At 57.3% G+C, this 14,225-nt stretch carries 9 protein-coding genes and 4 pseudogenes; 10 read left to right on the top strand and 3 right to left on the bottom strand.

The window, feature by feature from the left end:
* Positions 1-54 precede the first annotated feature (54 nt).
* From FDY98_RS18155 to hpaI, 4 genes and pseudogenes are all read left to right on the top strand, one after another.
* Complete coding sequence (locus FDY98_RS18155) at positions 55-1,035, top strand: TRAP transporter substrate-binding protein (RefSeq protein WP_009287485.1); 981 nt, start codon at positions 55-57, stop codon at positions 1,033-1,035.
* Between the two features lie 122 nt (positions 1,036-1,157).
* Positions 1,158-1,699, top strand: a pseudogene (locus tag FDY98_RS18150) (TRAP transporter small permease).
* Complete coding sequence (locus FDY98_RS18145) at positions 1,696-2,991, top strand: TRAP transporter large permease (RefSeq protein WP_009287487.1); 1,296 nt, start codon at positions 1,696-1,698, stop codon at positions 2,989-2,991. Before FDY98_RS18150 ends, FDY98_RS18145 begins: the two are co-directional and overlap by 4 nt.
* Before the next feature lie 15 nt (positions 2,992-3,006).
* Positions 3,007-3,776: pseudogene (hpaI, locus tag FDY98_RS18140) on the top strand (4-hydroxy-2-oxoheptanedioate aldolase).
* A 14-nt stretch (positions 3,777-3,790) separates the two neighbouring features.
* Here hpaI and FDY98_RS18135 read toward each other — a convergent pair.
* The 3 genes and pseudogenes from FDY98_RS18135 to FDY98_RS18125 form a co-directional block, all read right to left on the bottom strand.
* A complete protein-coding gene (locus FDY98_RS18135; protein WP_027956971.1) occupies positions 3,791-5,215 on the bottom strand; it encodes an FAD-binding oxidoreductase in 1,425 nt (474 codons plus the stop codon).
* Positions 5,212-6,515 (bottom strand): annotated as a pseudogene (locus FDY98_RS18130) (L-fuconate dehydratase). The gene FDY98_RS18135 and the pseudogene FDY98_RS18130 overlap by 4 nt, the downstream one beginning before the upstream one ends.
* Before the next feature lie 46 nt (positions 6,516-6,561).
* Positions 6,562-7,724: pseudogene (locus FDY98_RS18125) on the bottom strand (fumarylacetoacetate hydrolase family protein).
* 237 nt (positions 7,725-7,961) lie between these two features.
* Between FDY98_RS18125 and FDY98_RS18120 the strand changes: the two are divergent.
* The 6 genes from FDY98_RS18120 (at position 7,962) to FDY98_RS18095 (ending at position 14,195) form a co-directional block, all read left to right on the top strand.
* The gene (locus FDY98_RS18120; RefSeq protein ID WP_027956968.1) at positions 7,962-8,726 is read left to right on the top strand and encodes an SDR family NAD(P)-dependent oxidoreductase; all 765 of its coding nucleotides are present in this window, start codon (positions 7,962-7,964) and stop codon (positions 8,724-8,726) included.
* On the top strand, positions 8,723-9,724 hold the full coding sequence (pdxA, locus tag FDY98_RS18115; protein WP_009287491.1) for a 4-hydroxythreonine-4-phosphate dehydrogenase PdxA: 1,002 nt from the start codon (positions 8,723-8,725) through the stop codon (positions 9,722-9,724). The genes FDY98_RS18120 and pdxA overlap by 4 nt, the downstream gene beginning before the upstream one ends.
* Positions 9,721-10,914, top strand: a complete 1,194-nt coding sequence (locus FDY98_RS18110; protein WP_009287492.1) for a four-carbon acid sugar kinase family protein — start codon at positions 9,721-9,723, stop codon at positions 10,912-10,914. The genes pdxA and FDY98_RS18110 overlap by 4 nt, the downstream gene beginning before the upstream one ends.
* Positions 10,915-11,113: 199 nt before the next feature.
* Entirely contained in the window at positions 11,114-12,115 is a 1,002-nt protein-coding gene (locus tag FDY98_RS18105; RefSeq protein ID WP_009287493.1) for a sialic acid TRAP transporter substrate-binding protein SiaP, read from the top strand.
* A gap of 128 nt (positions 12,116-12,243) precedes the next feature.
* Positions 12,244-12,777 carry a TRAP transporter small permease gene (locus tag FDY98_RS18100; protein ID WP_009287494.1) on the top strand — a complete coding sequence of 178 codons (534 nt, stop codon included), beginning with the start codon at positions 12,244-12,246 and terminating at the stop codon, positions 12,775-12,777.
* A gap of 38 nt (positions 12,778-12,815) precedes the next feature.
* Positions 12,816-14,195, top strand: a complete 1,380-nt coding sequence (locus tag FDY98_RS18095) for a TRAP transporter large permease (RefSeq protein ID WP_027956967.1) — start codon at positions 12,816-12,818, stop codon at positions 14,193-14,195.
* The last annotated feature ends 30 nt before the right edge of the window (positions 14,196-14,225 follow it).

Raw genomic sequence — 14,225 nt, 5'->3', positions numbered from 1 at the left:
TCAATATCAAACAAGCATTACACCCAATAACGACAACCGTAGAGAGTCTATCCCATGCGGAAACAACTGCTTGCCACGCTGGCTACCCTAGGCATGCTAACGACGGCGCCGTTCGTCTTGGCGAATCCTATCGAAATCCAAGTTAACAACACCATGAGTGAGGGCGGTTCGGAAAGCGCAGCGGTGGAGCGCTTTGCTGAGTACTTAGAAGAACAGGCACCGGGTCGCTTCGATGTTCGTCCCTTCCTGGCGGGTTCATTGGGCGGCGAAAATGCCGTTTTGGAACTACTGAACCTTGGTCAAACCCAGCTCTCTATCACTGGCGGTAACTGGCGCCAGCAGTACGCGCCTGAATACGATGCCATTACTGTGCCCTTTGTGTTCTCAACCTGGGACGAAGTCGATGCCTATATGGAGAGCCCCTCCGGCCAGGCGCTGATTGAAAAGGCGGAGAGTCAGGGCGGCCTCAAATACTTCGGCACCCAGCACCGCGGCCCGCGCCACATGACCGCCAATAAAGCCATCGAAACGCCGGAAGATCTTGATGGTTTCCGCATGCGCCTTCCTGCGCTGCCAGTATGGATGGAAGTGTGGGAAGAGATCGGCGCCCAGGTCGTCAATGTGCCCGCTCCCGAAATTTACCTTGCCATGCAAACGGGGCAGGTTGATGGTCACGAGAACTCGCTCTCATCGCCCTATACCCGCCGCCTGTGGGAAGTGCAGGATCATCTCATCATGACCAGCCACGTGCAGTTCCCGTGGAACTGGGTGGCGAGTGCGCGCTGGTGGGAAGGTCTTGAAGCCGAGGATCAGGAACTGATCGAAGAGGCCATTCATGTGGCGCGTCAGCACGGTACCGAGCGTGAGCGCGAACTCGATGAGTACTACCTGGAAGCACTGCAGGACGAAGGCATGACGGTTATTGAGCCTGATATTGCCGCTTTCCGCGAAGCCGCATTACCGGCGATTGATCGTGTCATGGCCGAAATGGCCGACGGTGTTCGTGAAGATGCCCTGGGTAACCAGAGCGAGTAACACACCTTTGGCAAAAACAGCGGCGGCCCATTGGGCCGTCGCTGTTTTACAAGACAAGCCAGTTTTTCATGACAAATAAGTTTTCATAACCAAAAAAAGACGTCAGGGTAAGGAGTTCTGCTGTGGAAGACGCTGTAGCGCCCAGCCAAGGGCCGGATCGAATCGCTTTCTATACGCTGCGTGGTGTCATCCGCCTGTGCGATGGGGTAGGCGTGGCGTTAATGGCGGCCATCCTGCTATTGATCGTGGCGGCGGTCATTGCCCGCGACTTGTTGGGGCTGGGCATGCCCTGGACCGAAGAAGTAGCGTCTATGTTGGCCATCTACGCGATTGGCTTTGGCTCGCTATCGGCGTGGGTGCGCAGTGAACACCTGGTGGTCGATCTGTTTAGCCACAAGCTTTCCGGGCTGGGTAAGAATATTCAGTATCGGTTTACTGCACTGGTTTCCTGCGGTTTTTTTGCGCTTGCTGCTTGGGGGCATGGATCATGTCGGACATGAGCGCCAACAATAAAACCGTCTCGTTAAGTATCAGCTTCAGCTATCTCTATTACGGCATCTTTTTCAGCTTTGTGGGCATGGCGCTGATTGCCCTTTGGCAAACTTTGCGCGGCCCGGTGGCGTGGTTGGAAACGTCCCATGAAGAGGAGGCTTCTCAACCATGACCGAACTACTGATTTTCGTCGGTGGCCTGTTAGTACTGATGGCCATTGGTTTGCCTGTGGTGGTCGCCATTGGCGTGACCTCCTTTATCGCCCTGGTGGCTACTGGTACCGGTGGGCTGCCCGTTGAGTTACTGCCGCTGCGCATGGTGCAAACGCTCAATAACTTTACCCTGCTGGCGATACCGTTGTTTATTCTGGCCGCCAACATCATGAATATTGGCTCCACCACCACGCGTATTTTCGACTTCGCCACCGCGCTGGTGGGCTTTACCAAGGGCGGCCTGGGTCACGCGAATGTGGTGGCTAGCTCCATTTTTGCCACTATGTCGGGCACTGCCGTTGCCGATGCCGCAGGGCTTGGCAGCATTGAAATCAAAGCCATGAAAGAGCGTGGCTATGCGCTGGATTACTCCACCGGTGTTACCGCTGCTTCCAGCGTTATTGGGCCGATTCTGCCGCCCAGTATTGCCTTGGTTGTGTACGGCTGGTTAGCCAATGTGAGCATTGGCGGGCTGTTTATGGCGGGGCTACTGCCGGGTATTTTGATGGCGCTGCTGCTGATGGGGATGACCGTGCTACTGGCTGCCAGTGGCAAGGTAGTGATGCCCAAGCCCACACCCTTTGATGCCTGCGAAGTCGCCCGCACCGGTAGGCGTGCCATCTTGCCATTAATGATGCCGGCGATTATCGTCGGTGGTATTTGGGGTGGTTTCTTCACACCCACCGAGGCGGGTGCTATTGCCTCGCTCTACGCGGTAATTCTAGGCGGGCTGATCTACCGTGACTTGAACTGGCGAGACCTCTATAACGCTTTCCGCCGTACCCTGATGTTCAGTGCAGTGATCCTGCTGATTATTGCGGTCTCCAGCTTTTATGGCTGGATCCTGGTGCGTATGGGAATTCCTCAGGCGTTGGCGGGGCAGGTGGCCAGCATCGATATGCCAACGATCCTGCTGTTGCTCTGCTTTGCGCTGTTCTTCCTGCTTATCGGCTGCTTTATGTCGGTGATTGAAAGCATCCTGATTTTTACCCCGATTGTGGTTCCCGCGGCGCTAAGTGCCGGATTAGACCCCGTGCATTTCGGTATTGTGATGGTGATCACGCTTTCAGTAGGGGTTATTACCCCGCCCTTTGGCACCGTGTTGTTCCTGATGGTGGGCATCACACGGTTGCGCTACGGCCAGGTCGTCACAGCGATCATGCCGTTCTTACTGCCGATTATCGCTACCATTCTACTGCTCATCGCTGTGCCGGGGCTGGCTACTTGGCTGCCAGACGTTATGGGGTATTGATGAAAAGGAAAGCGAATGAAAATGCCGCACAACGCGTTTAAGCAGCAGCTGCTGGCGGGACAGCCCCAAACGGGGATTTGGCTCGGCTTGGCGAGCGCCTACACCGCGGAGATTGCCGCCACGGCAGGCTTTGACTGGCTGCTGCTTGATGCCGAGCATGCTCCCAACGATGTATCGAGCCTGCTTGCCCAACTACAGGTACTGGCCCCCTATGGTAGCCACCCGGTGGTGCGCCCGCCCACCGGGGATACGGTGCTGATCAAGCGCTACCTGGATATTGGCGTTCAGAACCTGTTAATCCCCATGGTGGAAACGGCTGAGCAGGCTGCCCAACTGGTGGCGGCCACACGCTATCCACCCCGCGGTAGTCGCGGCGTTGGTCATGTGCTGGCACGCGCCTCGCGCTGGGGGCAGGCAGAAGACTACCTCTCCCGCGCCGATGACGAAATCTGCCTAATGCTGCAGGTAGAGAGCCCCCAGGCACTTGCCAATCTGGAGGCAATCGCCGCAGTAGAAGGTGTCGATGGGGTGTTCATTGGCCCGGCGGATTTATCGGCCTCAATGGGGCACCTGGGCAACGCCAGTCATCCTGACGTCACCGCGGCGATTAACGATGCCATCACCACAATACGTGCGGCAGGAAAGGCCGCAGGTATCGTGACGGTGGATGAGCAGGCAGCCCGCGGCTATCTTGCTGCGGGCTGCACCTTTGTTGGGTGGGTATCGATGCCCTGCTCTATGCCAATGCCCTGCGCGGTCTGGCGGAGCGGTTCAGGCACGAATGAACAAAGCGTCGGGGTTACTCTACGGTAGGCAAGATCCTGCCTGGATTCATCAACCCCTTGGGGTCGAACAGCGCCTTAACGCCGCTGACCAGTTCCCGCTCAACAGGCGATAGCCGTGCCAGGTAGGGTGCCTGCTTGGTGCGGCCAATGCCGTGCTCGGCGCTGATGCTGCCGTTGAAACCGTCAAGTACCTCAAACAGCCGCTCCTCCAGGTCGTGCAGGTGGGCTTTCTTATCGCTATCCGTCATTGCCGTGGGCGGTAGAATGTTGAAGTGCAGATTGCCGTCGCCCACATGCCCGTAGGCAATAATTTCGCACTCGGGTGATGCTACCATCACCACCTCGCTTGCCCGGGTAACGAAGTCGGGTATCGCCGAGATGGGCACCGAGATATCGGTACGCAGGTGCTCACCGCGCCGCCGCTGGCCTTCCAGCATGCTTTCACGGAACTGCCATAGCTGGGCGGATTGGGTGTCGCTGGAAGCCAGCGCGCCATCCAGCACCAGCTCGCGCTCCATGCCGGTTTCCAGCAGCGCTTCCAACATCGAACCCAGATCCACTGGCCCCGTGGCCGCGACCTCCATCAGCACGTACCAGGGGTACGCGTCTTCAAGCGGGTCACGCAGCTCTGGCGTCGCTTCAATCGCCAGTTCGATACAGCGGCGAGGAATCAGCTCAAAAGCCGTCAGCAGGTCGCAGCACTCCCGGCGCGCCAGACCATACAGGTCGATGACCGCCTGGACGGAGGGTAGGCCCAGTAGAGCAGTCCGGTTCTGGGTAGTGCGTGGTGAAAGCTTTAACACTGCGCCCGTAACAATACCCAGCGTACCTTCACTACCCAGAAACAATTGCTGAAGGTCGTAACCGCGGTTGTCCTTGTGCAGCGCATTCAGGCTTTCCCAGACGCGCCCATCGGGCAGCACCACTTCAAGCCCCAGCACCAGCTCGCGCATCATGCCGTAGCGGAGTACGTTAAGTCCGCCCGCATTGGTGGCAATATTCCCACCAATCTGACAACTGCCTTGGGCGCCCAGCGAGAGCGGAAAGTCACAGTCATGATCAAAAGCCGCCAGCTTGACGTTCTCAAGGATGCAGCCAGCGTCTACGGTAATGGTGAAGTTAATCGGATCAATGGCACGCACGCTATTTAAGCGCTCAAGACTGATCACCAACTCCTGACCGTTGGCGGCGGGCAAGGCGCCCGCCACCAGACCGCTATGGCCGCCCTGGGGCGTCATCGCGATTCCTTGGGCGTAGCAGCGCTTTACCACCTCGCCGACTTCTTCCGTGTTAGCCGGACGGGCCACCGCCAGCGGTGTGCCCAGCGTATCCCCCGCCCAGTCGCTAACGTAGCGCGCTATGGCGTCTGGTTCGCGCAGCAGGCCTCGCTCGCCGAGCAGGCTGGTTAGCTCATTTAGAAAGGAGGTGGTGTCTGTCATTCATTCTCTTCCTGCCAGGCCGCGCCCTCGGGGAAGCGGTGCTGTACTTGGGATTCTGCGTGCATGGCGATACTGTAACCTGGCGCTTCAGGCACTTGGTAGCGGCCACGGTTGATGACTACCGGGTCGATAAAGTGTTCGTGCAAGTGATCCACATACTCAAGCACGCGACCTTCAAGGCTGCCGGATACCGCGATATAGTCGAACAGGGAGATATGCTGGGTGTACTCGCACAGCCCGACGCCACCGCCGTGGGGGCAAATCGGCACGCCGAACTTGGCGGCCATCAGCGTTACTAAAATCACTTCGTTAAGCCCGCCCAAACGTGCCGCATCGAGCTGGCAATAGTCGATGGCATCCGCCTGGAAGAACTGCTTGAACATCACTTTATTGTGACAGTGCTCGCCAGTGGCGACGCCGATAGGCGCAACCCGGTGGCGGATTTCGGCGTGGCCGAGAATGTCGTCAGGGCTGGTGGGCTCTTCTATCCATAGCGGGTCAAATTCGGCCAGCCGACGCATCTTGGTGATCGTCTCGTCGACTTCCCACACCTGGTTGGCGTCCATCATCAGCACGTTGTCCCAACCGATCTCTTCGCGTAGCAGCGCCGCTCGGCGGGCATCCTCTTCAATGTCGCCGCCAATCTTCTGTTTGAAATGAGTCCAGCCTTCAGCCAGCGCTTCACGCGCCAGACCGCGCACTTTCTCGTCGCTGTAACCCAGCCAGCCCGCTGAAGTAGTGTAGGGGGGTAGCCATCGTGGCGCATTTCGGCTTCGCGGGTTTCTTTGCCGGAGGCCTGACGGCGCAGCAGACAGATCGCTTCTTCCGGCGTTAGCGCGTCGGTGACGAAACGGAAATCAAGGCAGCGCACCAGCTGTTCCGGGGTCATATCCACCAGCAGCTTCCACACCGGCTTACCTTCGTTTTTCGCCCACATATCCCACACGGCGTTGACGATGGCGGCGGTGGCTAGGTGAATTGCGCCTTTATCGGGGCCAATCCAACGCAACTGGCTGTCGCCGGTAATTTCCCGCCAGAAGGTGCCCATATTGTCGGTAATAGAGGCCAGCGAGCGACCTTCAATCAGCGGCGCTAGTGAGTGCAAAGCGGTAACCACAATCTCGTTGCCGCGGCCAATGGTAAAAGTTAAGCCGTGCCCCTCGGGGCTGCTGTCATCGGTGTGCAGGATGACGTAGGCGGCGGAGTAGTCCGGCGCGGCATTCATGGCATCCGAGCCATCCAGAGAACGCGAGGTGGGAAAACGAATATCCTGGATCTCGACGCGAGTGATGGTTGTCATTGTGCGCTCCTAGGCTGTGATATGAGTGGCGTATTGATTGTTAGAATCAGCGGCGCGCTAAGTGGCGCATCAGTTCGCGAATACCGTAGGTCCAGGGCGGCAATTGATCGCTTCTGCCTACCTGGTTGACCAGGGCGCCCAGGGCGGGGGTGGCGATGGTGACGCGATCACCCTGATGATGGGTAAAACCCTGGCCTTCCCCGTCGCGATCCTGAATGGGAGAAAACATGGTGCCGAGGAACAGCATAAAACCATCCGGATATTGGTGGTGGTCGCCGATGGTTTGGCTTACCAAGTCCAGCGGGTCGCGGCTGATCTCGCGCATATCGCTCTCGCCCTGGAGCAAGAAGTCGTCATCCTCACCCTCAATGCGCAGCGATACCTGACAGTTGCGAACGCTGTCGATATCGAAGTGGTCATCAAACAGGCGAATGAAGGGACCAATGGAGCAGGAGGCGTTGTTATCTTTTGCCTTGCCGAGCAGCAGGGCGCTGCGCCCTTCCACATCGCGCAGGTTAACGTCGTTGCCCAGAGTCGCACCGCGCACCTGGCCGCGGCTGTCTACTGCCAGGACAATTTCCGGCTCGGGGTTATTCCATTGAGATGATGGGTGTAAACCTACCGGGGTGCCAAAACCTACCGAGGAGAGCGGCTGGGCTTTGGTAAATACCTCCGCGTCGGGGCCGATGCCAACTTCCATATATTGCGACCAGCCGCCGCGGGCCTGTAGCGCTTTTTTAAGCGACATCGCCTCTTCAGAACCCGGCGCAATCTTGGAAAGGTCGGTGCCGATCAGTGCCTGCAGGTCGTTGCGCAGCTCCACCGCTCGTGCAGGGTCGCCGCCCGCTTGCTCTTCGATCACTCGCTCTAACAAACTCACAGCGAAGGTGACGCCGCAGGCTTTAACGGCCTGAACATCGCAGGGGCTAGCAGGTAGGGCGCTTGTGGTAGGGGTAACTGAGAGTTTTCCAGCAGTGCCTCGACACTACCTAGGTTGGGGCCTTCCGCTCGCTGCACTACCGCTTGTAGGTCGTCGCGTTCCAGCAGGTCAGCCATGGTGGGCCCATAGGCGGTAATGTCGATCACCTGACCGTTGTTGACGGTCACTAGCGCGGGGCCAGGATGACTGCCCTCCAGCCAAACGCGGCCAACCAGCAGCGCGTTACCCAGGTCGGCGGGAAGTGTGTCCGTCGATGAAAGTGGATTCATGTACTTCTCCATTCGCTCTTAGAATTAGTTTTAATCGTTGGCAGTGGTAGGAGACTGGCGCTAAACACGCCATCGCCTATCATGTTATAGATGTCGCTTTGTATGACAGGTATGCCAGTTCATTGCTTACTTTAGCGCACCGCTCCATTTCGGGTCGATAGTTAAATCTATCTAGAGGACGACGGTTTCGCTAAGTGTGGCTCTCACAATAAAAGCAAAAGTGTTAAGGAGAATTTCATGTTAGACGAGTGGAACGGTAAGCGAGCACTTATCACCGGTGCTAGCCGTGGCATTGGCGCGGCGGTTGCGAAACAGCTGGGGGCGTTGGGAGCGCACGTAGCGGTGCACTATCACAACAGTGAAGCGCCCGCTGAAGCGGTGGCTAAGGCGATTCGAGATGCGGGTGGGGACGCCTTTACCGTTAAAGCAGACGTCAGCCACACCAGCGAGACCCAAAAACTCGTCGACGATGCCGCCGAGCGTCTGGGCGGTTTAGACCTGTTGATCAATAACGCGGGGGACATGATGGGCCGGGTTGGCTTAGATGAGATGGACGATGACCAATATGACCGGGTCATGGATCTCAATGTCCGTTCAGTGATTATGGCTAGTCGGGCGGCGCTACCGCATTTTCGTCGCGCAGGTGGCGGCAATATTATTCACACTACCTCGATTGCCGCACGTAATGGCGGCGGGGGAGGCGCTGGCCTATACGCCTCAGCAAAAGGTTTTGTGAGCACGATAACGCGAAATATGGCCAAGGAACTTGCCGGGGATAATATCCGCGTGAATGCTGTGGCCCCCGGTACGATTGCGACCGATTTTCATGAGCGCCACTCAAGCGATGCTCATCTAAACGCAGCTCGGGCATCGATTCCCATGGGGCGTTTGGGCACGGCGGAAGAGTGCGTGGGTGCGTACGTTTTTCTGGCGACCGATACGCTCAGTAGCTATGTCACTGGTCAAATCATTGAGGTCAACGGCGGGCAGTTAATGCCATGAATAGCTCCCCACGCTGTTATGAAATTGCGATCACCATGGGCGACCCTGCTGGCATCGGCCCTGAGATTATTTGCCGCGCGCTGAGTGCTATGTCCGCCACCGAACGTGCCACGGCGATGGTCATCGGTGACCCGGCTATTTATCGCCGTGCGGCGGCAAGTGTTGGTGTTGTGCTTGAGTTCGTGCCATTGGAGCAGGTAGAGAGCGATAAGGATTGTGTGGCGGTCGGTGTGGTCGAGGTGCCGAAAGGCGTTGAGATTGCTGATGGTCAAATTAGCGCCGGTGCGGGTGATATGGCGTTTCGCTGCGTTCATAAAGCCGTGGAATTGGTGCAGGCGGGGCGGGCGCAGGTGATTGTCACCGCCCCGCTGAACAAGGCGGCGTTGCATGAAGCCGGGCACCATTACGATGGCCACACCGGGATGCTGGCATCGCTGACCGGTGCGCCCTCGTCGTTTATGCTGCTGGCATCTGAGACGCTCTCGACGCTACATGTATCCACCCACGTGTCGCTACGTGATGCGATCGACCGAGTGACCCCTGAACGCATCATTGCCACCGTTGAAGCAGGACACGCGCACTTGCTCGCGTTGGGCATGAAGGCTCCGCGCATTGCCGTGGCAGGCCTTAATCCGCACTGCGGTGAAGGAGGGATTTTTGGCGACGAAGATAGTCGCTGTATCGCCCCAGCGGTGGAACGCTTGCGGGAACGGGGTTTTGATGTGAGCGGGCCGATCTCTGCGGATACGGTGTTTTACCGCGCTTCGAAAGGCGAGTTCGATTTGGTTATTGCCCAGTATCACGACCAGGGCCATATCCCCGTCAAACTGATTGCTTTTGATACCACGGTCAATGTCAGCCTTGGCTTGCCGCTTCAGCGCACCTCGGTGGATCACGGCACTGCCTTTGATATTGCCTGGCAGGGCAAAGCCGATGCCACCAACATGGGATCAGCGATTGCCTATGCGCGACGGTTAGCCAGTGGCGCCAAGGCATGAGCGGCTGCCGATTGGCGATTATTGCCGATGATCTTTCGGGCGCGCTGGACACTTCAGCACCCTTTGCCGCGCGAGGCGCAGATGTCCGCGTGGTGATTAGCCTGGAGGCATTAGCGACAACGCTAGAGGCATGGCAAGGTCAGTGGCCAGAGGTCATCGCCGTGAATACCCAGTCTCGCCATCTGCAATCTGAGGAGGCGGCGCTTCGGGTAAGCGAAGCAGTGCGTTTGCTCACGCGAGTCGCGCCGCAGGAGTGGTTCAAGAAAGTCGATTCAACCCTGCGTGGCCAAGTAGTCGCAGAGTGCACGGCACTGCGGGAAGCGCTTGGCTTTCCCCTGCTGCTGGCTCCCGCGGTACCGGCCCAGGGGCGAACAGTGCGTAATGCCGAAGTGTGGGTGGACGGCATTCCACTGGCTGATACCACCTACCAACAGGATGCCCTCTCAACGCCCCTGATCGGCCCCATTGATCAGGCATTTTCCGTCAGCGGACAACCGCTGCAGCGCTATCGCTCTGGTCAGGGCGTTCAACTCCCTAACGGGGACTGTATCGCCGATGCCCAAAGCGACGAGGAGCTTGCTGCGCTCTATCAGCTCGTGTCGAGTGCTGGCTGCCGCCGAGCAATGGCGGGGGCTGCGGGGCTGGCAACGGCTATCGCCCAGCGTTTTTTCGGGCGGCCTGATGCACCATTTCGAGCGTTGAATAGCGTAAATACAGTGCTTTATGCCATCGGTTCTAGAAGCCCTCGTGCTGCCGAACAGCTCCAACAGTTGCGACAATACGTGCCCGGTTTGGCCGTGATTAAAGCGTGTACCGAGCCCTCTGCTACACCTTGTAATAGTAGCCCGGCCTTAGGGACCTATGTGGTCGTGCCCGGAGAGAGTGAGGAATGCACGGCAAACCAAGTCGCCGAGTCGATGGCTTCCAAAGTGGCCGACCTTACGTCTGCCTGGCGGGACGATGATCCGTGTTTGCTATTTTTAACCGGCGGGGATATCGCCATGGCCGTATTGACCCAACTGGGGGTGAGTTATATCTCTGTCGAGACGGAGTGGTCACCCGGGGTGGCACTAGGGAGTATGGATGGCGATAGGCGAAAGCGAGTGATGACTAAAGCAGGTGGCTTTGGCGATCCTCAACTGCTGGTGCGCTTATACCATCAGTTCGCTCCACGGCTTGAATCATCATAGGCACTACTAAAATCGTTACCTGGATAGTTGCGCGATTGCGGGCAGCCAACTAAGTTTGAAGCTGGTGGTATGACACGTATATAGCACTATGATCGGTTACGTTGGTTGCCGCCGCTTAAAAAATAACCAAATACATCACAATAAATAGCAGCAAATCACACTATCCAACAACAAATCCAATGGTTGTGAGGAGTACACGATGAGTCACAAACGCCAACACTCGCTTAAGATGGCCCGCCTGCTGACCGCTACGCTTATCGCCGGTGGTCTCTCAGTGACCGGTGCTGTGCATGCGCAAGAAGAACTCACCTTTGCTCACGTCTATGAGACATCCGAGCCCTACCACGAGTGGGCACTGTGGGCGGCAGATGAAATCGAGGAGCGTACTGATGGCCGTTATTCGATCAGTGTCCACCCGGCGTCGTCACTGGGTAAGGAGTCGGACATCAACGAAGGCCTACAGCTTGGCACGGTTGATCTGATCTACACCGGCAACCAATTTGCCGGTCGTTTCTATGGCCCGGTGGGTATCGCTGGCGCGCCCTATATGTTCCGCGATTTTGACCATTGGCAGGCCTATGCCGATAGCGACCTGTTCAAAGAAATCGCCCAGGGCTACCAGGATGAAACCGGTAACGTACCGCTGGCCATGAACTACTACGGGCGTCGCCATGTAACCTCCAACAAACCGATCAATACGCCGGAGGACATGCAAGACCTGAAAATTCGTACGCCCAATGCGCCAATGTACATGATGTTCCCCGAAGCGGTGGGCGCCAACCCCACTCCGATCGCATTCTCCGAGGTTTATCTGGCGCTGCAGCAAGGTGTGGTGGATGCTCAAGAAAACCCACTGCCGACCATTCGCGCCAAAGCGTTTCATGAGGTGCAGGACTATATCAATCTGACCGGGCATATCACCGATTCGCTAATCACCATCGCCGGTGGCCCATTGTGGAATCGCCTCTCCGAGGAGGATCGTGAGGTTTTCCGTGAGGTCTACACCGAAGCCGGCGAGCGCATCACTCAAGATATCTTGAAATCCGAGGAAGAGCTGGTGGCTTGGTTCGAAGAGCAGGGTGTGACCGTCAACGAAGTCGATATAGAACCCTTCCGCGAAGCCACGATTCCTGCCCATAACGGTGAAGCGGCGACTTGGGATCAGGAAACCTATGATCGTCTGCAGGCTATCGGCCAGTAATCAGACTATCGGACGGTAATGCCGTGAGGCCTGAGTTTTCCAGAATCCGTACGTTTCCGGGATCGTTTTTTTCGTAGACCAAGACTCGCCCCGCCCAAGCCTCGGGTGGGGCGAAGCGGGAGCCTTCCATGAGCCAAACTGACTCTACTGACGAGACCAGCCTTGCAGGTCTCGACGATGATTCCTTCAACATTCACGACTATGCCCTGGAGGATTTCCTGACGCTTGGGATCTTCTGGCTACTGGCACTGGATGTCTTTATGCAGTTTTTCAGCCGCTATGTGCTGGGTAATTCCATCGCCTGGACGGAGGAGATGGCGCGCTATCTATTGGTTATGGTGGGCTTTATGGGCAGCACCATGGCCGTGCGAAAGGGATCGCATATCGCAGTGGAATTTTTCTATCGCTACATGCCGGGGTGGCTGGGGCGCGTGATGTCGACGCTGGTAGACCTGATCAATATTGCCTTCTTCGCCAGCATGGCCTGGATCACCTTCAAACTGGCTGATCGTACCAGTGCCATGATGACCTCGGTGGATATCCCTAAAAGCTGGCTTTACTACTTGGTGATGGTGGGCTTTATCATCATGCTGGTGAGAGGGGTGGAGGTGGCTATTCGTCACTGGCGCTCGGGCACCAGTGAACTGCTCAATACCCAATAACAACACGCCAACACGCTACTCTCTCGGAGATCACCCCAATGCCCAACATTCTGGCTGTGAGGCGCGGCGGTGCGATAGTACCGCCATTGGTCGCGGCTGTCGCGATACTCGGCTGTATCGCATTGGCCGCCACCCAGCACTATTTACTGTTCCTGTTTGCGGCGCTCTTTACCCTGCTGGTGATGGGGGTGCCGATCGCCATTAGTCTTGCCGGCTCGTGCCTGCTATATGTGCTGCTGACCGGCAGAGTACCCGATGTTGTCGTGATGCATCGCATGATCAACGGCGTCGACAGCTTTCCCCTGTTGGCGATTCCGTTTTTTATACTCGCCGGTAACCTAATGAACAATGGTGGTATTACCGTGCGGATATTTGACTTTGCCAAGGCATTGATGGGCTGGATGCGTGGCGGTCTGGGGCACGTCAATGTAGGCGCCAGCATTGTTTTTTCCGGCATGTCAGGAGCCGCAGTCGCCGATGCAGGGGGGCTAGGTACCATTGAAATCAAGGCCATGAAAGATGCCGGTTACGACGAGGAGTTCTCGGTGGGTATCACCGCGGCATCTTCGACCATTGGCCCGATTATTCCGCCGAGTCTGCCGATGGTTATCTACGGTGTAATGGCCTCGGTGTCGGTCGGCCAGTTGTTCGTCGCCGGCCTGGTACCGGGCCTGTTAATGGGGCTGGTACTCATGGTCATGATCACGATCATTTCACGGCGGCGCGGCTATACCCGCGATGCGGTGTTCTCGTTTCCGGTGCTTGGTCATACGTTCAAGCGCGCCTTCCTGTCACTCTTAACACCGGTCATCATCGTCGGCGGCATAATGTCGGGGGCCTTCACTCCTACCGAAGCGGCGATTGCTGCGGTGGTCTACGCCTTGGTGCTGGGGGGAGTGGTTTATCGTAGCCTGACCTGGCGCCGCCTGCTCAAGGTGAGCATGGAAACTATTGAAACCACTGCCGTGATCCTGCTGATCGTCGCTGGTGCCTCGATATTTGCCTGGATCCTGACCAGCAACCAAGTCACGCAGCATGTCGTGACCCTGCTCGGGCCATTTGCCGATAACCCCATAGCCACGCTGATCATCATCAACCTGGTGCTGATTCTGGTGGGCTGTTTTATGGAGACCATCGCGGCGATCACCATCCTGGTGCCGGTATTGTTGCCGGTGGCCATTACTGCGGGTGTCGATCCGGTGCACTTTGGCGTGATCATGGTGCTAAACCTGATGATCGGCTTGTTAACGCCGCCGGTAGGCATGGTGCTGTATGTACTGTCGCGAGTGTCCGGAATTTCCTTCGAGAAATGCATGCGTGGCACGCTGCCGTTCCTGGTGCCGCTGGTCATCGCATTGCTATTGGTTACCTTCATTCCAGCTATCTCGCTGTGGCTGCCAACACTGATTTATCGTTAAGCATTACCGGGGCTGGCCAATGGTCAGCCA

Source organism: Halomonas sp. PA16-9 (assembly GCF_009728585.1).
Classification (GTDB): Bacteria; Pseudomonadota; Gammaproteobacteria; order Pseudomonadales; family Halomonadaceae; genus Vreelandella; species Vreelandella titanicae.
The sequence above is the reverse complement of the archived record's forward strand: the minus strand, read 5'-3'. Positions and strand labels throughout refer to the sequence as shown.